This window comes from Segnochrobactrum spirostomi (genome assembly GCF_009600605.1).
Classification (GTDB): domain Bacteria; phylum Pseudomonadota; class Alphaproteobacteria; order Rhizobiales; family Segnochrobactraceae; genus Segnochrobactrum; species Segnochrobactrum spirostomi.
Map to the genome: position 1 here is coordinate 3,448,670 of NZ_VWNA01000001.1, position 24,690 is coordinate 3,473,359.

At 69.4% G+C, this 24,690-nt stretch carries 19 protein-coding genes and 2 pseudogenes; 11 read left to right on the top strand and 10 right to left on the bottom strand.

Going from position 1 to position 24,690, the window contains the following annotated elements; all coding sequences use genetic code 11:
- Positions 1–71 precede the first annotated feature (71 nt).
- From F0357_RS15585 to F0357_RS15595, 3 genes are all read left to right on the top strand, one after another.
- Positions 72–1,085 (top strand): aldose epimerase family protein, encoded by a 1,014-nt coding sequence (locus tag F0357_RS15585; RefSeq protein WP_153483940.1) that lies wholly within the window; start codon positions 72–74, stop codon positions 1,083–1,085.
- 459 nt (positions 1,086–1,544) lie between these two features.
- Positions 1,545–2,654: a hypothetical protein gene (locus tag F0357_RS15590; RefSeq protein ID WP_153483944.1), complete on the top strand. Its 1,110-nt coding sequence runs from the start codon at positions 1,545–1,547 to the stop codon at positions 2,652–2,654.
- A 50-nt stretch (positions 2,655–2,704) separates the two neighbouring features.
- Positions 2,705–3,142 carry a M15 family metallopeptidase gene (locus tag F0357_RS15595; RefSeq protein WP_208948369.1) on the top strand — a complete coding sequence of 146 codons (438 nt, stop codon included), beginning with the start codon at positions 2,705–2,707 and terminating at the stop codon, positions 3,140–3,142.
- Between the two features lie 115 nt (positions 3,143–3,257).
- Here F0357_RS15595 and F0357_RS15600 read toward each other — a convergent pair whose 3' ends face one another.
- Complete coding sequence (locus F0357_RS15600; protein ID WP_153483951.1) at positions 3,258–3,665, bottom strand: rhodanese-like domain-containing protein; 408 nt, start codon at positions 3,663–3,665, stop codon at positions 3,258–3,260.
- 92 nt (positions 3,666–3,757) lie between these two features.
- Between F0357_RS15600 and ftrA the strand changes: the two genes are divergently transcribed.
- A complete protein-coding gene (ftrA, locus tag F0357_RS15605) occupies positions 3,758–4,774 on the top strand; it encodes a transcriptional regulator FtrA (protein ID WP_153483959.1) in 1,017 nt (338 codons plus the stop codon).
- Positions 4,775–5,214: 440 nt separating this feature from the next.
- Here ftrA and rnd read toward each other — a convergent pair whose 3' ends face one another.
- From rnd to F0357_RS15620, 3 genes are all read right to left on the bottom strand, one after another.
- Positions 5,215–6,522 carry a ribonuclease D gene (gene rnd / locus F0357_RS15610; RefSeq protein ID WP_153483967.1) on the bottom strand — a complete coding sequence of 436 codons (1,308 nt, stop codon included), beginning with the start codon at positions 6,520–6,522 and terminating at the stop codon, positions 5,215–5,217.
- A gap of 82 nt (positions 6,523–6,604) precedes the next feature.
- Positions 6,605–7,102, bottom strand: a complete 498-nt coding sequence (locus tag F0357_RS15615; RefSeq protein ID WP_153483980.1) for a CinA family protein — start codon at positions 7,100–7,102, stop codon at positions 6,605–6,607.
- The gene (locus F0357_RS15620; RefSeq protein ID WP_153483988.1) at positions 7,099–8,352 is read right to left on the bottom strand and encodes a bifunctional 2-C-methyl-D-erythritol 4-phosphate cytidylyltransferase/2-C-methyl-D-erythritol 2,4-cyclodiphosphate synthase; all 1,254 of its coding nucleotides are present in this window, start codon (positions 8,350–8,352) and stop codon (positions 7,099–7,101) included. The genes F0357_RS15615 and F0357_RS15620 overlap by 4 nt, the downstream gene beginning before the upstream one ends.
- A gap of 222 nt (positions 8,353–8,574) precedes the next feature.
- On the opposite strand from F0357_RS15620, the gene dusB reads away from it, so the two are divergent.
- The 5 genes and pseudogenes from dusB to F0357_RS15645 all read left to right on the top strand — a co-directional run bounded on the left by dusB (position 8,575) and on the right by F0357_RS15645 (position 13,084).
- Entirely contained in the window at positions 8,575–9,564 is a 990-nt protein-coding gene (gene dusB, locus F0357_RS15625; protein WP_246161486.1) for a tRNA dihydrouridine synthase DusB, read from the top strand.
- Between the two features lie 56 nt (positions 9,565–9,620).
- A complete protein-coding gene (locus tag F0357_RS15630; RefSeq protein ID WP_246161694.1) occupies positions 9,621–10,733 on the top strand; it encodes a two-component system sensor histidine kinase NtrB in 1,113 nt (370 codons plus the stop codon).
- Positions 10,734–10,743: 10 nt separating this feature from the next.
- Positions 10,744–12,179, top strand: a pseudogene (gene ntrC, locus F0357_RS15635) (nitrogen regulation protein NR(I)).
- A gap of 38 nt (positions 12,180–12,217) precedes the next feature.
- Positions 12,218–12,565 (top strand): type II toxin-antitoxin system TacA family antitoxin, encoded by a 348-nt coding sequence (locus F0357_RS15640; protein ID WP_446689045.1) that lies wholly within the window; start codon positions 12,218–12,220, stop codon positions 12,563–12,565.
- A gap of 3 nt (positions 12,566–12,568) precedes the next feature.
- Complete coding sequence (locus tag F0357_RS15645; protein WP_153483994.1) at positions 12,569–13,084, top strand: GNAT family N-acetyltransferase; 516 nt, start codon at positions 12,569–12,571, stop codon at positions 13,082–13,084.
- A gap of 57 nt (positions 13,085–13,141) precedes the next feature.
- Here F0357_RS15645 and accC read toward each other — a convergent pair.
- The 5 genes and pseudogenes from accC to F0357_RS15670 all read right to left on the bottom strand — a co-directional run bounded on the left by accC (position 13,142) and on the right by F0357_RS15670 (position 17,916).
- A pseudogene (gene accC, locus F0357_RS15650) lies at positions 13,142–14,487 on the bottom strand (acetyl-CoA carboxylase biotin carboxylase subunit).
- Positions 14,487–14,954 (bottom strand): acetyl-CoA carboxylase biotin carboxyl carrier protein, encoded by a 468-nt coding sequence (gene accB, locus F0357_RS15655; protein ID WP_153483997.1) that lies wholly within the window; start codon positions 14,952–14,954, stop codon positions 14,487–14,489. Before accB ends, accC begins: the two are co-directional and overlap by 1 nt.
- Before the next feature lie 40 nt (positions 14,955–14,994).
- The gene (gene aroQ / locus F0357_RS15660) at positions 14,995–15,438 is read right to left on the bottom strand and encodes a type II 3-dehydroquinate dehydratase (RefSeq protein WP_153484001.1); all 444 of its coding nucleotides are present in this window, start codon (positions 15,436–15,438) and stop codon (positions 14,995–14,997) included.
- A 132-nt stretch (positions 15,439–15,570) separates the two neighbouring features.
- A complete protein-coding gene (locus F0357_RS15665; RefSeq protein WP_153484004.1) occupies positions 15,571–16,392 on the bottom strand; it encodes a DsbA family protein in 822 nt (273 codons plus the stop codon).
- Positions 16,393–16,464: 72 nt separating this feature from the next.
- Positions 16,465–17,916 carry a M48 family metalloprotease gene (locus F0357_RS15670; protein WP_246161487.1) on the bottom strand — a complete coding sequence of 484 codons (1,452 nt, stop codon included), beginning with the start codon at positions 17,914–17,916 and terminating at the stop codon, positions 16,465–16,467.
- Between the two features lie 350 nt (positions 17,917–18,266).
- Between F0357_RS15670 and F0357_RS15675 the strand changes: the two genes are divergently transcribed.
- On the top strand, positions 18,267–19,379 hold the full coding sequence (locus F0357_RS15675) for a pyridoxal phosphate-dependent aminotransferase (RefSeq protein WP_153487090.1): 1,113 nt from the start codon (positions 18,267–18,269) through the stop codon (positions 19,377–19,379).
- Between the two features lie 190 nt (positions 19,380–19,569).
- Here the strand turns inward: F0357_RS15675 and F0357_RS15680 are convergent, their stop codons facing one another.
- Positions 19,570–22,362 carry an Rne/Rng family ribonuclease gene (locus F0357_RS15680; protein ID WP_153484012.1) on the bottom strand — a complete coding sequence of 931 codons (2,793 nt, stop codon included), beginning with the start codon at positions 22,360–22,362 and terminating at the stop codon, positions 19,570–19,572.
- A 908-nt stretch (positions 22,363–23,270) separates the two neighbouring features.
- Between F0357_RS15680 and F0357_RS15685 the strand changes: the two genes are divergently transcribed.
- Entirely contained in the window at positions 23,271–24,590 is a 1,320-nt protein-coding gene (locus F0357_RS15685; protein WP_153484015.1) for an N-acetylmuramoyl-L-alanine amidase, read from the top strand.
- The last annotated feature ends 100 nt before the right edge of the window (positions 24,591–24,690 follow it).

Here is a 24,690-nt window from a genome sequence, read left to right on the forward strand (position 1 = left end):
GCGTCCGCCGGCGATCCGCCCCATCGTCCCGTCTCCTGACGCCCTCATTTCCGAACTCGGGAATCCTTTCGATGAGCCACTGGACGCTGAGCTGGGATCGCGGCCACCTCGCGGTTCGCCCGATGGGCGGCATGATGGCCCCGGCCGAGATCGAGCTCGACGACGGGCGCCGGGTCAGCCCCTTTCTCGTCGCGCCGTGGGCGAACGAGCACGGCGGCGAACCGCTGCCGCCGATGCTCGCCGGGCTCAGGGGCGACTGGACCTGCATCCCGTTCGGCCTCACCGAGGCCCGCACCGACCTTCTGCCGGAATGGATGGCCGGCCTCGATGCGACGTTGAGGAGCCCCGATCCGGCCCAGCACGGCGCCGCCTCGCACGGCTTCTGGCAGCTCGACCGGGTTGGTCCCCGGGTGCTGTCGATCAGTTTCGAGCCGCCGGCGCCGGTGCCGATCCGCCGCATCGAGCGCACCATCAATGTCAAGGACGGCTCTCCGGACATCACCGTCACCGTGCGCGTCTTCGCCCGCGCGGCCTGCGATCTGCCGTGGGGCCTCCACCCGACCTTCCAACTGCCCCAGGCGACCGGCTCCTTCGAGATCGATTTCGAGGCGCCGGTGAAGGTCTCGACCTATCCGGGCCGGTTCGAGCTCGGCGTGTCGAAGGCGGCGCCGGGGCAGGTCGCGGACACGCTCAAGGCGGTGCCGCTCGAGACCGGTGGTACGGTCTCGTTCGCCGCGCTGCCGCTGCCGTTCGACACGGAAGAGCTCGTCGTCGTCAATGGTCACGGCGGCAAGGTCCGCCTCACCAACCGGGCCGAGCGCTATGTGACGCGCATGGAGTGGGACGAGACGGTGTTCCCGTCGCTGGTGTTGTGGATTTCCAACCGCGGCCGCACCTATCATCCGTGGAACGGCCGCTTCCTCGGCCTCGGCGTCGAGCCGGTGTGCGCGCCGTTCGAACTCGGCTACGCCCACGCCATGAACCCCACTTCGCCCTTCAAGGCGCGGGGCATCGCGACCGCCCAGCATTTCGACCCCGAGACGCCGCTCGAAACCACCTACCGCTTCCGCTTCGCGGGGCTCTGAACCGCATCTCGCGCTCGGCCGGGCCGCGCGTCTCGCGCTGGTCCCCTTGATTGCCCCACGGACGGCCCGCTGCGCCGCGCGACCGCGTGTTCCTGGCACGGCGGCGCGAATCGGCAATCCATGGTTGCGAAATCCTGTTGCGAACCGAAGCGCAAGCAGCTACTTCTAGTGTTGGGTCGTGGAACGTCTCGGACGCACACTTTTCTCTGGAATGATGTTGTGTTGTGCCCTTCGCGCGTGCGGTGAGGGCGCGGAAGGCTATTTGCGTCTTGCGCATTAGTTTCATGTCCAAAGACGAGCGGAACTCTATTCCGCTTACGTCGGTGTCTGCCGGCGTTGGAGCGCCTATTACAATTTCAAGTCTCTAGTTTTGCGCGAGTTTGTTCTCGCGTCGCGTCGTCTTTTGTCCAAGGTCCAGGTGCGCCGGCGCGGCGTTTCGGGACAGAATGGGGAGGGGGCATGTTCGGCTTGGAGATGTTGGATGTCGGTATCGGCATGGCATTCTTGTTTGGATTTCTCAGTCTTTTCGCGACGGCGGCCAATGAGTTCATCGAAGTTATCGTGAAAAGCCGAGCCCGTGACCTGAGAGATGGTATTTCAGGGCTCATCACGGTGTCGTCCCTCCCCACTGAGGAGGACGTCCTGAAAAAATTCTACGATCACCCCGCAATATTCCCGTTGTTCAAGGGCGCTCTTGGCAGCGGATCGCGGAATCTCCCCTCTTATATACCCACCGAGAATTTTGTCCTCGCGGCTCTCAGCGCGATCGGCGGTGCCGAGACGGTCGGGCAACCAGCGATCCAGGCATTGAGGGCGAGCTTGGCCAAGAGCGCGAACGGCAGTCCCGTGGCAAGGCTATGCGCGGACATGATCGATGCGGGTGTCGACGACATCCATGCGATCGAGAAGAACATCGAGCGCCTCTACGACAGCACGATGGACCGTGTTTCGGGATGGTATGCGCGGCGGAGCAGAATGATCGCCGCGGCGGTTGGGCTTGCGGCCGCCATCGTGATGAATGTGGATGCCCTAAGCGTCGCGAACGGGCTCCTCAATGGCCCGGCGCTACGCGATATCGTCGTGTCTCAGGCCGCTGACTATGTGAAGACCGGCGGTTCGGATTGCGGGGGGACCGGTTCGGTGACCGGGGGACAGCCCAAAGCGACCATGGGCTGCATTCGCGACCAGCTCGAGGCGACGACCCTGCCAATCGGGTGGAATGACGCGAACACGCCGCGCACCATCCAGGAAGGCGCTCTCCGCTTGCTCGGATGGATCGCGACCGCCATCGCGATCAGCTTCGGAGCGCCTTTCTGGTTCGATCTCCTCAACAAGTTCGTCGACATCCGCTCCACGCTCAAGCCGGCCGAGCATACGGCACCGAAGCTGGGTGACGGAGGGCCGGCGAACCCGGGAAGCGATCCCGCGGCTGCGGCGCCGCCCCGATCTCCGGGCACCGGCCCGCAGGGGGATGCGGCCGCTGCCGCCGCCTTGGCGGTGCGTGACGGCGTGTTCGAGCCTCACGCGTGGGTCGGCGATCCCGATGGACCGCAAGGAGGTTTGCTATGAGCGCGCGAGGGGGGGCGCCGAGCCCAAAAGTCTCCAAGGACCTCAGTCTCTTGGCACCGAAATTTGCGGTCGCCGTGCGAGAGGCCCTCGGGGCCACCAACGCGGCAGGCCTCGATGCCGTGGTTTACGAGGCGCACCGGAGCCAGGAACTCCAGGCCCTCTATTATGCGCGGGGGCGGACGATCATCCCGCCCGTGCACACCGTGACCAACGCACCGACCAACCTCCATAGCTGGCACGGCTACGGATTGGCCGTCGATATCGTGCACCGAACGAAATTTTGGGAACCTCCGGGAGGCGAGGCGTGGTTTCGGCACGTGGCGGACATCTTCAAGCAGCACCGCTGCAAATGGGGCGGCGACTGGACTAAGCCGGACACGCCGCATTTCCAGTGGCATCTTTGCAAGCCAAGTCCGTCCGACGAGGCGAGACGCCTGATGCTCACGGGAGGGTTCGCGGCGGTATGGCAGGCCGTCGGGGCGGACTGACGAGACCCCATTCGCCGCCTGAAGGATGCTCTTCGACGACAGGGCGGCAAATTGGAAGGCCGTACCGAGGCAGGCAGCGGGACTCCGGCGGGCGTCCTTCCCGCCGGGGCGCGATTCAGCCGGCGTCCCCGTCGCCGGTCGCGAGCGCGAAACCCTCGTCGAGCCAGCCGGTGATGCCGCCGGCCATGATCTTGACCGGCCGCCCGAGCTCGGCGAGGCGAAGGGCGCCGCGGGCGGCGCCGTTGCAATGCGGGCCGGCGCAATAGGTCACGAACAGCGTTTCGGCCGGCCAGGCGGCGAGCTTCGAGGCGATGATCTTGCCGTGCGGCAGGTTGATCGCACCCGGCACGTGGCCCTTCGCGAACAGGGCCGGGCTGCGGACGTCGAGGAGGACGAAGTCCGGCCCCCGCGCGAGGGCGTCGTGGACGTCCCAGCAATCCGTCTCGAAGCGGAACTCGGCGGCGAAATGGGCGCGCGCCTCGTCGCTCGGCGCGGCGGGAACGGCGGTGACGGCGGAGGGCATCGAGGATCTCCAAGCTGGATCTGACGGCTTCCTTTGTGCGCTTTCCTTCGCCGGGCTTGCAATTGGCGCGAACGACAACGATCGTGAAGATCATGCCAATCGCATCCGGCCGCCTCGTGTCTCACCCGCCCGTCTCCGGTCCTCCCGTCTCCGGCCCTCTCGTCGTCGCGCTCCTCTACGACGGGCTGTGCACGTTCGAATTCGGCATCGTCGCCGAGATCTTCGGCCTTGCGCGCCCGGAAATGGGGGAGGGCTGGTATCGCTTCGCGAGCGCGCCGGTCGACGACGGGCCGATGCGGGCCCACGGCGGCCTCGTCGTGCAGGCGACGGCGGACGCGGCGATCCTGGACGAGGCCGACCTGATCGTGGTGCCGGGCTGGCGTGGCATCGACGCACCGGTGCCGGGCGCGCTCGTCGAGCGCCTCAAAGCGGCCCACGCCCGCGGCGCCCGTCTCGCCTCGATCTGTTCGGGCGTCTTCGTTCTTGCCGCCACGGGGCTTCTCGACGGCGCGACGGCGACGACCCACTGGCGCTATGCGGACGCTCTGCGGCAGCGTCATCCGGTGATCGAGGTCGACGCGGCGGCGCTCTACCGAAGGCATGGCCGGATCTTCACGTCGGCCGGCAGCGCCGCGGGCATCGACCTCATGATCGAGATCGTCCGCCAGGATTTCGGGGCCGCCGCCGCCAACAGCGTGGCGCGGCGGCTCGTCATGCCGGCGCATCGGTCCGGCGGTCAGGCGCAGTTCCTGGAGCGGCCGGTGCGGCAGCGCGACAAGGCCGAGATCGCGCCTCTGCTCGACGTCGTCCGCGCCGACCTCGCGGCAGACTGGACGCTGCCGCGCATGGCGGCGGCCTGCCGCATGAGCGTGCGCACCTTCGCGCGCCGCTTCGCCGAGGCGACCGGCAGTTCTCCGGGGGAGTGGCTGGCGGCGGAGCGTATCGAGGCCGCCAAGACGCTGCTGCGGGAGGGCGGGCTCGCGATGGACGAGATCGCCGCCGCGGCCGGCCTCGGCTCGGCCGACGGCCTGCGGCACCATTTCCGCCGCCGCATCGGCCTCAGCCCCACCGAATACCGCGCCCGCTTTCTGCGCGAACGGGCGGCGTGAGGGGGGCAGGCCGCGCGGAGGGAGCGGGCGGGGCGTAGGGGATTTTGAGAGGGCGCCGGACGCAAGGGTGGTGATAGGGCCGCCGGACGTGGAGTGGTGACAGGGCCGCGGCCGGAATCTTGTTCGTTGCGAGACGCGTGCCGAACCCCTCTCCTGCCAGGGGGAGGGGTGGCGCGCAGCGCCGGGGTGGGGTCCGGCTGGGCGAGACTTGCGTGAAAATGCAACAACGGGTCGTTCCCGCCGCGACGGCGCCTGGCGGCGCCGGACCCCACCCTGACCGGCTGCGCCGGTCTGTCCCTCCCCTGGCAGGGGAGGGACTTTGGGCGGTGTGGGTGGGGATAGGCCGTGATTGCGGGCAGTTGCAGTCAGAAAAGTGCCGCTGATTGTTCAGCCGAGCCCTGGCGTGCTCCGCCCGAGCCCTCGCTTGCTCCTCCCCCGGCTCACTCCGCCGATTCGGCCTCGGCGATCGCCTCGACGTCCACCGCGGTGTCCTCGCTCGCCGCCCCGTTGGGGCGGCCGCCGCGACGGCGGCGGCGGGATTTCGCGCGCGGCGCCGGGGCGGCGACGGCGATGGTCTCGTCGAGCGGCAGGATGACGACCTTGCGGCCGTCGAAGCCGAGCGCGAGGCGGCCCGAGCGCAGAGCGAGAGCGGCATCGCCGAACATTTCGCGCCGCCAGCCTTCGAGCGCACCGACATCGGCATCCTCGCCCTCGGCGGCGATCGCCTCGAGTTCGTCGACGCTCGCGATCACCTTGGCGGCGACGCCGTGCTTCTCGGCGACGAGGCGCAGAAGCACCTTGAGCAGTTCCGTCGCGGCGCTCGCGCCGTCGGGCACCGGCCGAGCCGCGGGCAGCACCGGCATTTCGGACGCCGGTCGCGCCAACGCGCGCTTCACCGCGGCGATGATCTCGGTGCCGGTGCGCGAGCGCTCCATACCGCGCGGCAGGGCCCGCAGGGTGCCGAGCGTCGCGACGTCCTGGGGCTGGCGGGCGGCGATCTCGTAGATCGCGTCGTCCTTGAGGATGCGGCCGCGCGGCACGTCCCGGCTCTGCGCCTCGCGCTCGCGCCAGGCGGCGACCTCCTGGAGCACGGCGAGTTCCGACGCCTTCTTGACCCGGAGCTTGAGCCGCTGCCAGGCATCCTCGGGCGCCACCCGATAGGTCGACGGCGAGGTCAGCACGGCGAGCTCTTCCGAGACCCAGCCGGTACGGCCCTGATCTTCGAGGATGCGCTGGAGGTGCAGGTAGACGTCGCGCAGATGCGTCACGTCGGCGACGGCATATTCGAGCTGCACGGGGCTGAGCGGGCGCTGCGACCAATCGGTGAAGCGCATCGTCTTGTCGATGCGAGCGCCCGTCACCTTGGCGACCAACTGGTCGTAGGAGATCGAATCGCCGAAGCCGCAGACCATCGCGGCGATCTGGGTGTCGAATAGCGGGACCGGGATCACGTCGCCGAGATGGTGGAAGATCTCGACGTCCTGCCGCGCCGCGTGGAACACCTTCACGACCCGCGTATCGGTCATCAGGGCCATGATGGGCGCGAGGTCGAGATCCGGCGCGAGCGCGTCGACGAGAACCGCCTCGTCCGGGCTCGCGATCTGCACGACGCAGAGCTTCGGCCAGAAGGTCGTCTCGCGTAGGAACTCGGTGTCGACGGTGACGAACGGATGCGCCGCGAGCCGCTTGCAGGCATCGGCGAGGTCGACCGTCGTGGTGATGATAGGGGGCGTGGAGGAAGAGGTCATGACGCTTCCTCCTATAGCCGACGCCCCGGCCTTTGTCGCCGTCTCCGGCGCAAAAGGCGCGCCGTCGCGGCGGGGCGCCGGATCAGCGCGGCAGCAGGCTCGCGACGAGCTCGAAGGCGGCGGCGATCGTGGCGGTGCGCACGCCGGCGCGGCCGATGTCGCCGAAGCGCCGCTCGATGTGCACGGGATCGTGGCCGCGACGCCCCGCGGCGAGATGAACGAGGCCGACCGGCTTCTCCGCGCTGCCGCCGCCCGGCCCGGCGATGCCGGTGACGGCGACGGCGAGATCGACCGGGCTCATGGCGAACACGCCCTCGACCATGGCGAGCGCGACCTCGCGGGAGACCGCGCCGCGGCTCTCGATCAGGTCGGCGTCGACGCCGAGCATCTCGGTCTTGGCGGCGTTCGAATAGGTGACGAAGCCGCGATCGACGACCGCCGAGGACCCGGCGATTTCGGTCAGGGTGCCGGCGATGAGGCCGCCGGTGCACGATTCGGCCGTCGCGATCGTCAGCCCCGCCGCGCGGGCGCGGGCGAGGAGGTCGGCGGCGGCGGCTTCGAGGGCTTGGCGGTCGCTCATAGGGTGGCTCCCGGCTGATGGCCGGTCCACGGCAGGCGGACGACGGCGCTCGCCATCGCGACGATGCCCTCGCGCCGCCCGGTGAAGCCGAGCCCCTCGCTGGTCGTCGCCTTGACGCCGATGCGGTCGATGACCATGCCGCAGATCTCGGCGATCCGCGCCCGCATCGCTTCGCGGTGGGGGCCGATCTTCGGCCGCTCGCAGACGATGGTGAGATCGATGTTGCCGACGATGCCGCCGCGGGCGGTCACCCGAGCCACGGCGTCGGCGAGGAACACGGCGGAATCGGCGCCGCGCCAGCGCTCCTCGGAGGGCGGGAAGTGCTGGCCGATGTCACCGTCGCCGATGGCGCCGAGGATGGCGTCGGTGATGGCGTGCAGCGCGACGTCGGCATCCGAATGGCCGACGAGGCCGGCATCGTGGTCGATCCGGACCCCGCCGAGCACGACGGAATCGCCGGGGCCGAAGCGGTGCACGTCGAAGCCGTTGCCGATGCGCACGTCGGCGAGGGCGGCGAGGTGGGCGGCGGCGAGCTTGTGGTCGGCGCGATCGAGATCGGCGGCGGTGGTGATCTTCACGTTCTCCGCGTCTCCCGGAACGACCGCGACCCTGAGGCCCGCCCATTCGGCGACCGCGGCATCGTCGGTGAGGTCGAAACGCCGGCTCGCATGGGCGCGGCGGTGGGCGGTGAGGATGGGCTCGAAGCGGAAACCCTGCGGCGTCTGCGCGGCCCACAGGCCGGCGCGGGGCACGGTTTCGACGATGCGCTCGACGGCATCGACCCGCTTCATGGTATCGGCGACGGGCAGGGCGGCGATCGCCCCGTCGTGGTTCGACAGGCTGTCGATCACCCGCTCGATCACCTCGGGTGGGCAGAACGGGCGCACGCCGTCGTGGATCAGCACCATGTCCGGGGGATCGTCGGCGAGGCGCTCGAGCCCTGCGAGCACCGAAAGCTGGCGCGTCGCGCCGCCCGTCACCGGCTCGTCGAGGCCCGCAATGCCGTGGCTCGCCGCGTGGTAGCTCTCCATGTCGTCGGGATGGATGACGACGATGGTGCGGCTGATGCGGGGGTGGGCAGACAGCGTCGCGAGCGTCTCGGCGAGCACCGGGCGGCCGCCGATCGGAACATATTGTTTCGGCATCGCAACAGCATGGCGCGCGGCCCGCGTGCCCCGTCCGGCGGCGACGACGAGCAGCGCCGTGCGCGGCGACGGCCGATCTGCGGAAGATGCTGGGATGCCGGACATCGGCGGGCGCGATCCTTTTCTTCAGCCGCCCCCTTTACGGCTGCGGGGGCCCGCCCACAAGTGTTGCAACGCACAGCCTACGAATGGGGCTTGCGAGACTAGGCAGCTTGTCTAGAATATGGGCAAATGACGTTTATGCCTACTTCCTGCGCATCGACTGATGGCGCTTTCGGCGAGGACCGCGTGGGATCCCATGTTCCGTTTCCGCTCCCGGCCGAACCGTTGAGGGTCGGTCCCCTCACGCTCGGCAGCCGCGTCCTGCTCGCCCCGATGGCCGGGATCACCGATCTGCCGTTCCGTCGGATCGCCGCGCGCTACGGGGCGGGGCTCGTCGTGTCGGAAATGGTCGCCGGCGGGGCCCTCGCCGAGGGCGAGACCGAATTCGTGGTACGCGCTCAAGGTGGCGGTGTCGAGCCCCATGCCGTGCAGCTTGCGGGCTGCGAGGCCGCCCCGATGGCCGAGGCGGCGCGCATCGCCGCCGGGGCGGGGGCACAGATCATCGACATCAACATGGGCTGCCCGGCGAAGCGCGTGGTCAACGGCTGGTCCGGCTCCGCCCTGATGCGCGAGCCCGACCATGCCCTGGCCCTCATCGAGGCCGTCGTCGGCGCCGTCGACGTGCCGGTCACGGTGAAGATGCGGCTCGGCTGGGACGCGACGTCGCTCAATGCCCCCGACCTCGCCCGCCGGGCCGAGGCGGCCGGCGTCGCGATGGTCACGGTGCACGGCCGCACCCGAGCGCAGTTCTACAAGGGAAGCGCCGATTGGGCCGCGATCCGCGCGGTCAAGGCGGCGGTCTCGATCCCGGTCGTGGCGAATGGCGACCTGACCGCCTACCGCGACGCCCCGGCGATGCTCGAAGCCTCCGGCGCCGATGCGGTGATGATCGGGCGCGGGGCCTGCGGACGACCGTGGTTTCCGGGCGCCGTGGCGCGCTTTCTCGCGACCGGCGAGCGCTGGAACGGCCCGGACGCGGCAACGCGCCTCGCCGACCTGATCGAGCAATACGAGGCGATGCTGTCGCTCCACGGCACCGCAGTCGGCGGGCGGATGGCGCGCAAGCACCTCGGCTGGGCGATGGACGATTGCCCCTCGACCGAGCCGCCGAGCCTGCGCACCGCGATCGTCACCGCGGACGACCCGGACGCCGTGATCGCCAACCTGACGCGTTGGTTCGCCGCGCCTGCGACCGAATCGAGGATCGCCGCATGAGCCTGAAGTTGCGTCTCCCGACCCGCTCCGCGTCGAAGCCGGTGCCCGATCTCGGCATGGCGCTGATCGACGCCCTGCCGCATCCCGTCCTGCTCGTCGGCCCCGACGATATGATCGTCGAGGCGAACGATGCGGCCGAGGAATTCTTCCAGGCGAGCGCTCCGGTGCTCTCCCGGCACAAGCTCGCCGACGTGGTGCCGTTCTCGAGCCCGCTCGTCGTGCTGATCGAGCAGGTGCGCGAGCGGGATTCCGCGGTCGCCGAGTACAAGGTCGATCTCGGCTCGCCGCGCATCGGCGCCGAGCGCATCGTCGATCTCTACGCCTCGCCGCTGCCCGAGCGGCCGGGGTCGGTCGTGGTGATGCTCCAGGAGCGCACCATGGCCGACAAGATCGACCGGCAACTGACGTCCCGCGGCGCCGCGCGCACGGTGACCGGCCTCGCCGCCATGCTGGCCCACGAGATCCGCAATCCGCTCTCGGGCATCCGCGGCGCGGCGCAGCTTCTCGAAACCACGGTGAACGAGGACGACCGGGCCCTGACCCGCCTCATCACCGACGAGACCGACCGCATCAAGAAGCTGGTCGATCGCATGGAGGTCTTCTCCGACGAGCGCCCCATCGAGCGCGAGCCGGTCAACATCCACGTCGTGCTCGACCACGTGAAGCGGCTCGCCTTGAGCGGCTTCGCCCGTTCGATCCGCATCTCGGAGGATTACGACCCCTCGCTGCCGCCGGTGTTCGCCAACCGCGACCAACTGATCCAGGTCTTCCTCAACCTCGTGAAGAACGCGACCGAGGCGATCGGCTCGGACCCGGACGGCGAGATCGTGCTCTCCACCGCCTTCCGCCCGGGCATCCGCCTCTCGGTGCCGGGCACCGCCGAGCGCGTCAGCCTGCCGCTCGAATTCTGCGTGCGCGACAACGGGCCGGGCGTGCCGTCCGACCTGATGCCGCATCTGTTCGACCCGTTCGTGACGACGAAGCCGAACGGCACCGGCCTCGGCCTCGCCTTGGTCGCCAAGATCGTCGGCGACCACGGCGGCGTCATCGAATGCGAATCCCAGCCGCGCCGCACCCAGTTCCGCATCCTCATGCCGGCGGCCGTGGCCGCCCGCGAGAGGCCGAACGCCCCGTCCGCGCGTCCCGCGCCGCGACCTTCAGAGCCGTGAGCACCCGAGCATGACCACCGGCAAGATCCTGGTGGCGGACGACGATGCCGCCATCCGCACCGTCCTCAACCAGGCCCTGTCCCGGGCCGGCTACGAGGTGCGCCTGACCTCCAATGCCGCGACGCTCTGGCGCTGGGTGAGCCAGGGCGAGGGCGATCTCATCATCACCGACGTGGTGATGCCCGACGAGAACGCCTTCGACCTCCTGCCGCGCATCAAGAAGGCGCGGCCGGATCTGCCGGTCGTGGTGATGAGCGCGCAGAACACCTTCATGACGGCGATCCGCGCCTCCGAGCGCGGCGCCTACGAATATCTGCCGAAGCCGTTCGATCTGAAGGAGCTGATCTCGATCGTCGGCCGGGCGCTCGCCGAGCCGCGGGCGAAGCGCAACCTCGCCCCCGACGACGAGGGCACCGAGAACATGCCGCTCGTCGGCCGCTCGCCGGCGATGCAGGACATCTACCGGGTGCTCGCCCGGCTGATGCAGACCGACCTGACCGTGATGATCGTCGGCGAGTCCGGCACCGGCAAGGAACTGGTCGCCCGCGCACTTCATGATTACGGCAAGCGCCGCAAAGGGCCGTTCGTCGCCATCAACATGGCGGCGATCCCCCGCGACCTCATCGAATCCGAACTATTCGGCCACGAGAAGGGCGCCTTCACCGGTGCCGCCGCGCGCTCCGCCGGCCGCTTCGAGCAGGCCGAGGGCGGCACGCTCTTCCTCGACGAAATCGGCGACATGCCGATGGAGGCGCAGACCCGCCTTCTGCGCGTGCTCCAGCAGGGCGAGTACACGACGGTCGGCGGCCGCACCCCGATCAAGACGAATGTCCGCATCGTCGCCGCCACCAACAAGGACCTGCGGCAGCTCATCAATCAGGGCCTGTTCCGCGAGGACCTGTTCTTCCGCCTCAACGTGGTCCCGATCCGGCTGCCGCCCCTGCGCGAGCGCGCCGAGGATATTCCGGACCTCGTCCGCCACTTCTTCACGGTCACCGAGAAGGAGGGGCTGCCGGCGAAGCAGATCGAGCAGGCGGCGCTCGACAGGCTGAAGCAGCATCGCTGGCCGGGCAATGTGCGCGAGCTCGAGAACCTGGTGCGGCGCCTGACGGCGCTCTATCCCCAGGACGTCATCTCGGCCGCTCTGATCGAGCACGAGCTCGACGAGCCGACCCCGGCGCTGCCGCAGCCCGACGGGCAGGACACCCTGGCGTCCTCGGTCGAGCGCCACCTCGCGACCTATTTCGCCGGCTTCGGCGACGACCTGCCGCCCCCGGCCTCTATCACCGCATCCTGCGCGACGTGGAGCAGCCCTTGATTGGCGCGGCGCTCGCCGCGACACGCGGCAATCAGATCAAGGCGGCCGAACTCCTCGGCGTGAACCGCAACACCCTGCGCAAGAAGATCCGCGACCTCGACATCCAGGTCATCCGCGCGCTGCGGTGACGAGCGGGTGTATTGCAATTGGCGCTACGCGGTCCTAGGTGACGGAGAGGCCCGTCGAACGACGCGGGCGCGATTGCGAGGCGGCGGCGATGGCGAACGGGGAGCGTAAGGATTATCCGATCTCGATGCGGCTGCCGGACGCGGACGTCGCCATGATCGATCGCGCCGCGAGCCTCAGGGGCCGTTCGCGCACCGACTTCGTCCGTGAGGCGGCGGTGCGGGCCGCCGAAGAGGCGATTCTGGAGAATCGCCTGATCCGCATGAGCGAGGACGGTTTCGACGCCTTCCTGGACGCCGTGGCGCGCCCGGCCGCGCCGGTCGCCGAGATGGTGGACCTCGCCGAGCGTCCCGCGCCGTGGGAGCCCGGATACCGGGCGGAGCGATGAGCGATGGCGATCTCGGCTCCGGAGCCGATCGCCGCCCATCACGACGTCCCTGATTTTTACTGCGGCCATCCCGCCCTCGACCATTGGCTGAAGGCGCGTGCGCTCTCCAATCATCGCAGGGGCTTCACCGCGGTCATGGTGGTACACGAGGCGGGGCGGGTCGTCGGCTATTATGGGCTGGCGCCGGCCGCAGTGGTGGCGGCAAGCCTGCCGCGCGCGATCCGTACCGGCCAGCCGCCAGATCCGGTGCCCTGTCTTCTGCTGGGGCAACTCGCGACGGATGCCCGTTGGGCGGGCCGCGGTATCGGCACCGGCCTCGTCAAGCACGCCCTGCAACGCTGTGTGGAGGCCGCACGGCTGATCGGCGGGCGCGCCTTGATGGTGAATGCCGTCGACGAAGGGGCGGCCGCGTTCTGGCGGCGGCGCGGCTTTCTGGCGTCCAAGGACGATCCGCTCGTCCTGTTCCGCTCGCTGCCCGATATCGCGGCCTCGCTCGCCGAGGCCGCAGGACAACCCTGAAACGCCACGAGGCTCGCGCTGTCGCGCGAGCCCCGTGGCCGTCTCATTTGCCGTCTCTTACTCGCCGTCGCGGGCGAGGAAGCCTTCGAGCCAGTGGATGTCGTACATCCCGTCGGCGATCTCCGGGTCTTCGACGAGCCGGCGGAACAGCGGGATCGTGGTGTTGATGCCGTCGACGACGAATTCGTCCAGGCAGCGCTTCAGGCGCATCATGCACTCGACGCGGTTGCGGCCGTGCACGATGAGCTTGCCGATCAGGCTGTCGTAGTTCGGCGGGATCGAATAGCCCTGGTAGACGCCGGAATCGACGCGCACGCCGAGGCCGCCGGGCGGGTGGAAATAGGTGATCTTGCCGGGCGAGGGCGTGAAGGTGCGCGGGTCCTCGGCGTTGATGCGGCATTCGATGGCGTGGCCGTTGAAGCGCACGTCGCTCTGCTGCAAGCCGAGCGTGCCGCCGGCGGCGACCCGGATCTGCTCGTTGACGAGGTCGATGCCGGTGATCATCTCGGTCACCGGATGCTCGACCTGGAGGCGGGTGTTCATTTCGATGAAATAGAACTCGCCGTCCTCGTAGAGGAACTCGACGGTGCCGGCGCCCTCGTACTTCAGCTCGCGCATGGCGCGCGCGACCCGCTCGCCGATCGCCTCGCGCTGCTCGGCATTGAGGGCCGGCGACAGCGCCTCCTCCCACACCTTCTGATGGCGGCGCTGGAGCGAGCAATCGCGCTCGCCGAGGTGGATGGCGTTGCCCTGGCCGTCGCCGAACACCTGGATCTCGATGTGGCGGGGCTTGGAGAGGTAGCGCTCCAGATAGACCGCGTCGTCGCCGAAGGCGGCCTTGGCTTCGGAGCGGGCCGTCGCGAGGGCGGTCTCGAGGTCGGCCGCGGTGCGGGCGACCTTCATGCCGCGTCCGCCGCCGCCGGCCGCCGCCTTCACGAGCAGCGGATAGCCGATCTCCTCGGCGACCTTGCGGGCCTCGGCGTCGGTGCGCACCTCGCCCTCGGAGCCCGGCACCACCGGGATGCCGAGGCGCTTGGCGGTGTGCTTGGCCTCGATCTTGTCGCCCATGATGCGGATGTGTTCCGCCGGGGGCCGATGAACTTGATGTTATGCGCTTCGAGGATCTCGGCGAAGCGGGCATTTTCCGACAGGAAGCCGTAGCCGGGATGGACGGCGTCCGCCCCGGTGATCTCGCAGGCGGCGAGCAGCGAGGGGATGTTGAGATAGCTGTCGCGCGCCGGCGGCGGGCCGATGCACACGCTCTCGTCGGCGAGGCGCACGTGCATGGCGTCGGCATCCGCCGTCGAGTGGACGGCCACGGTCGCGACGCCGAGCTCCTTGCAGGCGCGCAGCACCCGCAAGGCGATCTCGCCGCGATTGGCGATGAGGATCTTCGAGAACATTATTCGACGATCACCAAAGGCTCGCCGTATTCGACGGGCCGGCCGTCGGCGACGAGGATCTGGGTGACGGTGCCGGCATGCGGGGCGGGGATCTGGTTCATCGTCTTCATCGCCTCGACGATGAGGAGGGTCTGGCCGACGGTTACCTTGTCGCCGACCTCGATGAACGCCTTTGCGCCGGGCTCCGGTGCCAGATAGGCGGTGCCGACCATCGGCGACTTCACGACGCCGGGGTGCTGGAGAGGGTCGGCGGGGGCGGCGGCCGTCGTCGGCACCGCGACCACGGTCTGCGCCGGGACCGGGCCGGACACCACGGGGGCGACATAGGTCGCCGGGGTGCCGTGGCGGGCGATCCTGAGGCGCATGCCCTCCTGCTCGACCTCGATCTCGGTGAGGTCGGTTTCCTTCAGGAGTTCCGCGAGTTCGCGGATCAGCGTCTGGTCTATCGTCGGCTTCTTCTGGGACATGGCTTCCGGTGAGCGCAATCGCGTGGGCGGGAAGGCGGCGTCAGCGTCGGATGAGACCGGCGAGGGCGTCGATCGCGAGCTCGTAGCTCGCGGCGCCGAAGCCGAGAATCACCCCGGCAGCCGCCGGCGAGATGTAGGAATGGTGGCGGAAGGCCTCGCGGGCATGCACGTTCGAGAGATGCACCTCGATCACGGGCAGGCCGACGGCGCGGATCGCGTCGTGCAGCGCGACGGAGGTGTGCGTGTAGGCACCCGCGTTCAGGATGATGCCGCCGACGCCGGTGTCCGCCGCCTCGTGAATCCAATCGACGAGGACGCCCTCGTGGTTGGACTGGCGGAACGTGACGTCGAGATCGTGACGCTTGCCGGCCGCGACGCAACGGGCCGCGATCTCGTCCAGCGTCGTCGATCCGTAGATCGCCGGCTCTCGCTTGCCGAGCCGGTTCAGATTGGGTCCGTTCAGCACGAACGCCGGAATTGCCATCCGTCACACCACATCAACGTCGCCGAGGCTGCGGGCAGATGCCGCGGCGCCTCGGCCGGTCGCCTCCTTATAGGGATTTGCGGAGACGGATGGAATGCCTGCAAATCGCTCAGGATCGCGGTTTTCCCACGCTCAGCACGAACTTGTCGTGCCGCCGCAATGGCGCACCGTGTCCACCTGCTGCTTCAGGGCGTCGTAGCCGACCGCACCGGGCATCACGCTGTCGGCGATGACGTAGGACGGCGTGCCGCTGATCTGGAGGAGATCGGCGAGATTGTGGGTCTCCTCGAGGGTCGCCGCGACGTCCGGGCCCTTCATCGCCGCCTTGATCTTGTCCATCGGCAGGCCGAGCTTCTCCGCGACGGCGAGCGCCCGGGCGCGATCCGCCGGTCCGTCCGTCTCGAACATGGCGCGGTGGAAGTCGGCATAGCGGTCCGGGGCGACGTCCTTGATCGCGATCGCGACTTGGGCCGCTTCGACCGAGCCCTGGCTCAGGATCGGATATTCCTTCAGCACCACGCGCAGCTTCGGATCGGCCTCGATCAGCTTGAAGGTGTCGGCGACGGCGCGGCGGCAATAGCCGCAATTGTAGTCGAAGAACTCCACCATGGTGACGTCGCCCTTCGGATTGCCGAGCACCACCTGGTGCTTGGAATTGAAGAGGAGATCGCTCTGGCTCGCGATGATCTCCTTCTGTTGCTTGGCGGCGTCGGCCTCCTCACGCTTCTTCAGCGCGACATAGGCCTCCTGGAGCACCTCCGGGTGCGTCACGAGATATTGGTGGATGATGGTCTCGATCTCGCGCGTCTGAAGATCGGAGAAGGCCTTCGATTCCTGGCCCGCGGGGGCGGGGGCATCGGCCGCGAACGCGGTGAGGGTCGGCGTGGCCGCGACGGCGGCGCCGACGGAGAGAGCGGCGGCGGCGGCGAGGAGGCGGCGACGGATCGTGGGCATGGTACGCGGTCCTGTTCAGAGGGGAGGCCGGAGGGGGATCGGCGAGCGCGACCCCGACCGCCGGCGAGAGCGTCAGCCGCGGCCGAGCCGCGGCGGTTTGCAGGAGATGATGTCGTCGGCCTGGAGCCAAGCCGGGGTGCCGGGCTTGAGCGCTGCTTGGGCGCGGGCTGCGTAGCGACGCGCCTCGGAGCACGATCCCGCCGCCATGATGCCCCGCGCGGTCGAGAGGTCGGCCATCGGGATGTTGCCCTGCGCCGCATAGGCGGTGGCGAGGCTGCGGAACAGGGCGGTGTCGTCGGGTTCCTGCTGCGCGGCGCGCTGCAATTCCACGACCGCCTGCTTCACCATCGCCGGGTCGCCGGAATTCGCCAGCGCCTGGCCATACATGATGCGGATCGGGCCGGCACTGGGCGCGAGCGAGACGGCCTGACGCAGCGGCGCGACGGCCTCGCGCGGACGGCCGCCCTCGAGCAGGGCCTGGCCCTTCAGCTCCCAGAAATAGGGGTTCTTGGGCTGCTGCTTGATGAGCGCGTCGATCTGCTGGAGCGCGCCCTGCGGATCGCCGATCCGGTAGGCGATGATGGCGCGGGCATATTGGGCCGGCAGGCTCTTGTCGGTCGGCGGATATTGCCGGGAGACGAGGGAGGGCTGACCGGTGAAGGCCGTCAGCTTGGCGCGCACCATGTCGTGGCGTGCCTGGAGCGCCGGCGGGTCCTTGGCGTTCCAATAGGGGCTCTGTTCGGCGAGGGTCTCCACCGCGGCGAGGCGCTCGCGGGAGAACGGATGGGTCTGCGCATAGGGGTCCGCGTAGCGCGTGACCATGATCTCTTCGTTGGCGAGTCGGCGGAAGGTCTCGACCATGCCTTTCGCCGATTGCTTGGTCATCAGGAGATATTTGAGCGCGGCACGGTCGGCCGCCTCTTCCTCCGAGCGTTGGTAGGCGAGCAGCGTGCGCTGGGCGATGCCGAGGCCGCCGGACATGGCGGCGGCGCCACCGTTGCCCATCGAGGTGCTTCCGCTCGCCGCGCCGGCGGCGACCGCGCCTGCGCCGACGAGCATCCCAACGGCGGCGATGAGCTGCGCCTTCGCCATCTCCTCGTGGAGCTTGATGAGATGGTTGCCGGCCATGTGGCCGGTTTCGTGGGCGAGTACGCCGATCACCTCGTTCGGCGTCTTCGATTGCATGATGACGCCGGTGTTGATGAACACCCGGTGCGAATCGGCGACGAAGGCGTTGAAGCGCGGATCGTTGATGAGCACGATCTCGGTGCTGCCGCCGGGCACGCCGGCCGCCTTCAGGATCGGATTGAGATAATCGCGCAGGAGCTGTTCGGTCTCGGCGTCGCGCACCAGCGGCAGGCCGCGGCCCGCCATGTTGGTTTCCTGGGCGAGGGCCGGCGCCACGGCGAGGTGTGACGCGGCCGCGAGGCACAACCCGGCTGCCGCACGGCGCGCTGCCGGCAGCGGCGCGAACCGCAGGGTTCGGACGGGAGAGAGGCGGCTCAGGCAACGCTTCAGCATCATGTCAGGCTCGCTCGTCAGCCCGCGCGTCGTCGAGGGCTCGGCCGAGCCTTCGCGGTCTTTTCGCCGCGATCCCCCCGCCGATTTGTCCCGCGAAGCCCTTTCCTCTCGGCGCAATTGGTCCGAAAGAACGGCTTCACCCCCGCCGCGCGGCGCACCGACCTCGGACGATCGATCCGGATCGGAATACCCTGCCCGACGGAAGACAGCAAATGCGGCGGCAGCGGGGCGCAGCCCCTCCATGCCGGCTCAGGAGACTTCGCACCGTGACGAGCGGCATTACGAGCCCCCCTTCGGCGGCGTCCCGGACCCCACGGGCCTCGCGCCGCAGCGCCGTCGATCCGTTCATCGCCATGGACGTGATGAGCGCCGCCGTCGCCCGCGAGGCGACCGGGGCCAGCGTGGTGCGGATGGAGGTTGGCCAGCCCTCGGCGCCGGCGCCGCAGGCGGTGATCGCCGCCGCCCAGGCCGCGGTCGCCGGCGGCCGCATCGGCTATACCGAGGCGCTCGGGCTCAAGGCGCTGCGCGCCCGCATCGCCCGCCATTATGGCGAGCGCTACGGCCTCGACGTTTCGCCCGATCGCGTCGTCGTCACCACCGGCTCGTCGGGCGGGTTCAACCTCGCCTTCCTCGCCGCCTTCGATGCCGGCGACCGCATCCTCTTGCCGGCGCCGGGATATCCCGCCTATCGCAACGTGCTGTCCGTGCTCGGGCTGATGCCCGTCGAGGTGGAGACCCAGGCTGCGACGCGCTGGAGCCTCGATGCGGGTGCGATCGCGCGGGCCCATGCGGAGGCGCCGCTCGCCGGCGTGCTGGTCGCAAGCCCCAACAACCCGACCGGCACCGTGATCGGGCGCACGGCGCTGACCGATCTCACCGCCGCCGCGGCGGAGCGGGGCCTGTGGTTCATCTCCGACGAGATCTATCACGGCCTCGTCTACGAGGGTGAGGAGACGAGCGCGCTCGCCGTCTCGGACGAGGCGATCGTCATCAACTCGTTCTCCAAATATTTCTGCATGACCGGCTGGCGCGTCGGCTGGATGGTGGTGCCGGAGCGGCTCGTCCGGCCGATCGAGCGGATCGCCCAGAATCTCTTCATTTCGGTGCCGGAAATCTCCCAGCGCGCGGCGCTCGCCGCCTTCGATGCGGGGGAGGAGCTCGAGGCGGTGAAGGCGGTCTATGCCCGCAACCGCGAGATTCTGCTCGGGCGGCTGCCGGCGCTCGGCTTCGACGAGATCCTGCCCGCGGACGGTGCCTTCTACGTCTATGCGAGCGTGCGCCGCTTTTCGAACGACAGCCACGATTTCGCCCGCGCGATGCTCGCCGAGGCGGGCGTCGCGGCGACGCCGGGCGCGGATTTCGATCGCACCCGCGGCCACGCCTATATCCGCTTCTCGATCGCCGGTTCGACCGCGGACATGGTCGAGGCGATGGACCGCCTCGAGCGCTGGCTCACGCGCGGCTGAGCCGCCGGGGCGGGCGAAGCAACCACCGCGCCGTCCCGCCCTTCTCCGCGCTCGCGGGGAGAACAAGCGGGGGTGCCGAGATAAGCGATCCGCCGGCTCGGGGCGATGAGACCCATCAAAACGACGATGGCCCGGCGAGCCGGGCCATCGAGATGTTCGTTTGGGAGCGCGCCTAAAGCGACCGCCCGCCTCAGAAGAACGAGCGGCGCTGCCACCAGCCGGTGCGCTTCGGACCTTCGTCCTCGACCGGCGCCTGGGGCTTCGCAAGTTCCTCGCTCACCACCGGGGCGGCATTGTCGTTCTCGGATGCCGCGCTCGCAGCCGGCTCGGCCGCAACGGCTTCCGGTTCTGCCGTCTCGGTCGCTTCGGGCGCGCTCGCGACGGTCTCCGTCGCGGCGGTCTCGGCGGGCGCAGCCTCCGTCGCCGCTTCGGCGGGCTCAGGCGTCAGCGGGGCTTCGACGGGAGCCACCTCCGAAGACACCTCGACCTGCGGCGCTTCCACCTCGGTCGCGGGAGCCGGGGTTTCGGCCTCTTCCCAGGGCGGGGTCAGGGGCACCTGGACGCTGTCTTCCGTAGCCTCGTTGACTTCGGCGGTCTCGGGGGCCGCGAAGGCATCTTCGGTGGGCTCGCTCGCGGCGGCCGGCTCGGCGGAGCCGAGAACGTCGGTCGTCAGCGGCACCAGATCGACGACCGAGGTCTCGACCTCGCCGTCGGTTTCGTCGGCACCGTTCGCCTCGCCTTCGCCCTCGCGCCGGCGGCGTCCGCCCCGGCGGCCACGGCGACGGCGACGCTGGCCGGCATCGTCGTCCTCGGCAGGCTCGGCTGTCGCTTCGCCAGATGTCGCCTCCGTCGCGGCCTCGCCGACGCCGTCCTCATCGGAGCCGCCGCCCTCAGACCCGCCGTCTTCGGCGCCGTTCTCGTCGTCATCGTCGCCGTCGCTCTCGCTGCCGGCGGACTGGGCCTGGCCACCCTCACCGCCGCCACGCCGCCGCCGACGCCGCCGCCGACGCTTGCGGCCCTGGCCATCCCCGTCCGCCTCGCGCTCGCGCGGCGCTTCGGAACGGGCCTCTTCCTCATTTTCCTCGTCCTCGACGTCCGGCTCGACCTCCGGTTCCATCTCGTCGGGATCGATCGAATCGACCCGGACCGAGGTCGAGAGCTGCGGCGGCACCTCGTTCGGGCCGCGAACCGCCGGCTCGCCGCGCTCCACCGCGAGGTGATGGGTGCCGAGGCTCTCGTCCGCCGCGATCGTGATCTGCACGCCGAAGCGGTGCTCGACGTCGGCGAGGTGGCTGCGCTTCTGGTTGAGGATGTAGAGCGCCACCGCCGTGCGGGTCCGCACGATGAGATTGTGCGAGGCGCTCTTGAGCAGGCTCTCCTCGAGCGTGCGCAGGACATGCAGCGCGACCGACTCGGTCGAGCGCACCAGGCCGGTGCCGAAGCAGTGCGGGCAGACCTGGGTGGAGCTCTCGACGACGCCGGTGCGGATGCGCTGGCGCGACATTTCCATCAGGCCGAAATGGGAGATCCGGCCGACCTGGATGCGCGCGCGGTCCGACTTCAGCGCCTCCTTGAGGCGCCGCTCGACGGAGCGGTTGTTCTTGTTCTCCTCCATATCGATGAAGTCGATGACGATGAGGCCGGCGAGGTCGCGCAGGCGCAACTGCCGGGCCACCTCGTCGGAGGCCTCGAGATTCGTCTGGAGGGCGGTGTCCTCGATGTTGTGCTCGCGGGTCGAGCGGCCGGAGTTCACGTCGATCGAAACCAGCGCCTCGGTCTGGTTGATGACGATGTAGCCGCCGGACTTCAGCGTGACCTGGGGCGAGAACATCGCGTCGAGCTGGGCCTCGACGCCGAACCGCGTGAACAGCGGGGAGGGATCGCGGTAGAGCTTCACGTTCTTCGCATGGCTCGGCATGAGCATGCGCATGAAGTCCTTGGCCTCGCGGTAGCCGTCGTCGCCGGCGACCAGGACCTCGTCGATGTCCTTGTTGTAGAGGTCGCGGATCGAGCGCTTGACGAGGCTGCCCTCCTCATAGACGAGGGCCGGCGCCGCGGATTTCAGCGTCAGTTCGCGCACGCTCTCCCACAGACGCAGCAGATATTCGAAGTCGCGCTTGACTTCGACCTTGGTGCGGTTGGCGCCGGCGGTGCGCAGGATGACGCCCATCCCCTCCGGCACCTCCAGGTCGCTCGCGATCTTCTTCAGGCGCTTGCGATCGACCGCCGAGGTGATCTTGCGGCTGATGCCGCCGCCCCGTGCGGTGTTCGGCATGAGCACCGAATAGCGGCCGGCGAGCGACAGATAGGTGGTCAGCGCCGCACCCTTGTTGCCGCGCTCTTCCTTGACGACCTGAACGAGCAGAACCTGGCGGCGCTTGATCACCTCCTGGATCTTGTAGACCCGGCGGTTGCGCTGCGGACGGCGCTCGGGAACCTCCTCGAGGGCATCCTCGGCGCCGACGGACTCGACCGAATCCTCGATCTCGACCTGCTCGGCCTCGTTGCGGTGCGCGGGGGGCAGGTTGTCGCCCGCCTCGCCGTCGTGCGCCGCCGCTTCGGACGAGCCGTCCTCGCCGTCTTCGTCCGCCGCGGTCTCGCCGCTCTCCGACGCCGCCTCGCCCACGGGGGCGGACTTCACGCGCTCGGCCTCGGCGCGCTCTTCGGCGCGGGCAGCTTCCGCTTCCTCGCGGGCTTCCGCTTCGTCGGCTTCGATCAGCGCCTGCCGGTCGGAATAGGGGATCTGGTAATAATCGGGGTGAATTTCGCTGAAGGCGAGGAAACCGTGCCGGTTGCCGCCGTAATCGACGAAGGCGGCCTGGAGCGAAGGCTCCACGCGGGTCACCTTCGCGAGATAGATGTTGCCGCGCAGCGGCTTGCGGTTGGCGGACTCGAAATCGAATTCTTCGACGCGGTTGCCGCGGACGACGACTACCCGGGTCTCCTCCGAGTGGGTCGCGTCGATGAGCATCTTGTTGGCCATGAGAGGCAGTCTCCGCGGCTCCGGCAAGCCGTCGCGGGCGTCATGCGCCGATGCGAGGCTCGCTCGAAAGAGCCGCCTGGTTGGGATGGGTCAGAAGAAAGGGGTGTGAGCGGGACGGACATCGCCGCGCGTACCGGGCGGGAGGCCGAAGCGATCCCTGCTGCGACGATCATTCCCCGCACGGCCTGGGCCGTGCTGTCATGAGGAACGAACGCTCGTGCGAACCCGGTCATAAAGAGGCGCGTGCTCTAATCCGTCTGCCGATCCGGATGGGATCGGGAATGCGTGGCGGACACCGGTCCGGTGTCCTCGAAAGTCGACCTCCGCACGGAAACCGGGCGGGAGCCGGACGGCGGCACCGGCGATTGCCGGGACGGAACGACGGATCGTTCCGCAGGCCGTTCCGGAGCCTCCGCGGACGTCGACCCGAGACGGGGCCGGTGCCGCGGTTCCGAGGCGCTGTCCCGCGCCCTTGCGGGCGCCACGGGAAGCCACCTCCGGGGCCGGGCAGATCCGAATCGCACCGGCTTCCCGGTCGAGCGGCGGACCTGAACCTTCGCCTCAAGGAGCCGTCACGGCGGGAAATGTGAATTCCCGGGGCGGAGCTCCGAACGGCGGACGGCCGGGCGTGAGGAAGGCGGCGTCGGCGCACAAAATTTGTTCGCTGTCGCCACCCGCCTTATTTACGAACGCATCGGCTGCTTGGCAAGCGCTGCCCTCGTCGCCGCGCCGACGTGAGGACCGCGATGGTCTCCGTCATAAGTTTTGGTTAAGCCTGCTGCCGCACGCTGCGGCGGAAACCGCGGCGCCAACACTTTGCCGTGATGGTCTAGAACCGGTCCCGCACTCTACGGCGGACCGCGGGATGAGGGAGGACGCGAGTGCAGCACGGCTTCGAGCTCGGCAGGATGCGCCGACCGAATCGGGTGTTCGCCCTCGCTGCGGCGGCGCTTCTCTTTTCTCTCTTGGGTCTGTCTCTCGTGGGCGCGGGTAGGGCCTCGGCCGCTGCGGGGGACGCGGCGTCCGATCCGGCGGCGACCGCGCCGCGCACCGAACCCGTCGCCCCGTCCGGCCTGCCGATCGCGCTCGGCGCCCGCGTCGCCGGCGACACCGAGCGCACCCGCCTCGTCATCGACCTCTCGTCCGGGCTGCAGGCGACCGTCTTTCCGCTCGCCGATCCGAACCGGGTGGTGATCGATCTCCCCGAGATCCGCTTCGACCTCCCGAACGGGACGGGCGAGGAGGGGCGGGGGCTCATCACGACCTGGCGCTACGGCCTGTTTGCGCCCGGCAAGTCGCGCATCGTCGTCGACACCACGGGGCCCGTCGCGATCGACCGCACCTTCGTTCTCCCGGCGGCCGACGGCCAGCCGGCCCGGCTCGTGGTCGATCTGGTGCCGACCACGGCGGCCGCCTTCGCGGCGAAGGTCGCCGAGGCGCGCGCGGCGCGCGGCGCCCCGACCACGACCCCGGACGGGATCGCGCCGGACAGCGGTGTCACCGCCGACCGCACCCGCCGCACCCGCCCGCTGATCGTGCTCGATCCCGGCCATGGCGGCCTCGACACCGGCGCGGTCGCGACCGACGGTCGGGAAGAGAAGACGATCACGCTGCCGTTCGCCCAATTGCTGGCCCAGAAGCTCGCCGAGACCGGCAAGTTCGAGGTCAAGCTCACCCGCGACGACGACACCTTCCTGCCCCTCGACCGGCGCGTCGAGATCGCCCGCGAACTCGCCGCCGACCTCTTCATCTCCATCCACACCGACTCGGCGCCGCAGCCCTACGTGCGCGGCGCGACCGTCTATACGGTGTCGGACCGCGCCTCGGACGCCGAGGCGGCGGCGACGGCGGCGCTCGAGAACAAGTCGGACATCATCGCCGGCGTCGACCTGCCCAACGCCTCCGACGAGGTCGCCGACATCCTGCTCGACCTCGCCCGCCGCGAGACGCGCAATTTCTCCCGGCAAATCTCGAATGCGCTCGTCACCGAGATGAAGACGACGACGAAGCTCAACGCCAATCCGCAGCGTGCCGCCGGTTTTCGCGTGCTCAGGGCGCACGACGTACCCTCCGTCCTCGTCGAGCTCGGCTATCTCACCAACAAGGACGACGAGGCGCGGCTCGAGGATGCGGCGTGGCGTGAGAAGACGGCGGTGGCGATGGTCGGCGCGATCGAGATCTTTTTTGGTCCCCGCTTGGCGCAAGGTCGCGAATTCGGCGGAAAGTGATGGTTCCCTCACCATAGCGTTGCGAACGGGCAACGGGCCGTTGCGCGTACGAATCACGTCTCTTGCAAAGGCCGGATCGCGAGCGTAACTGCACAGCGCG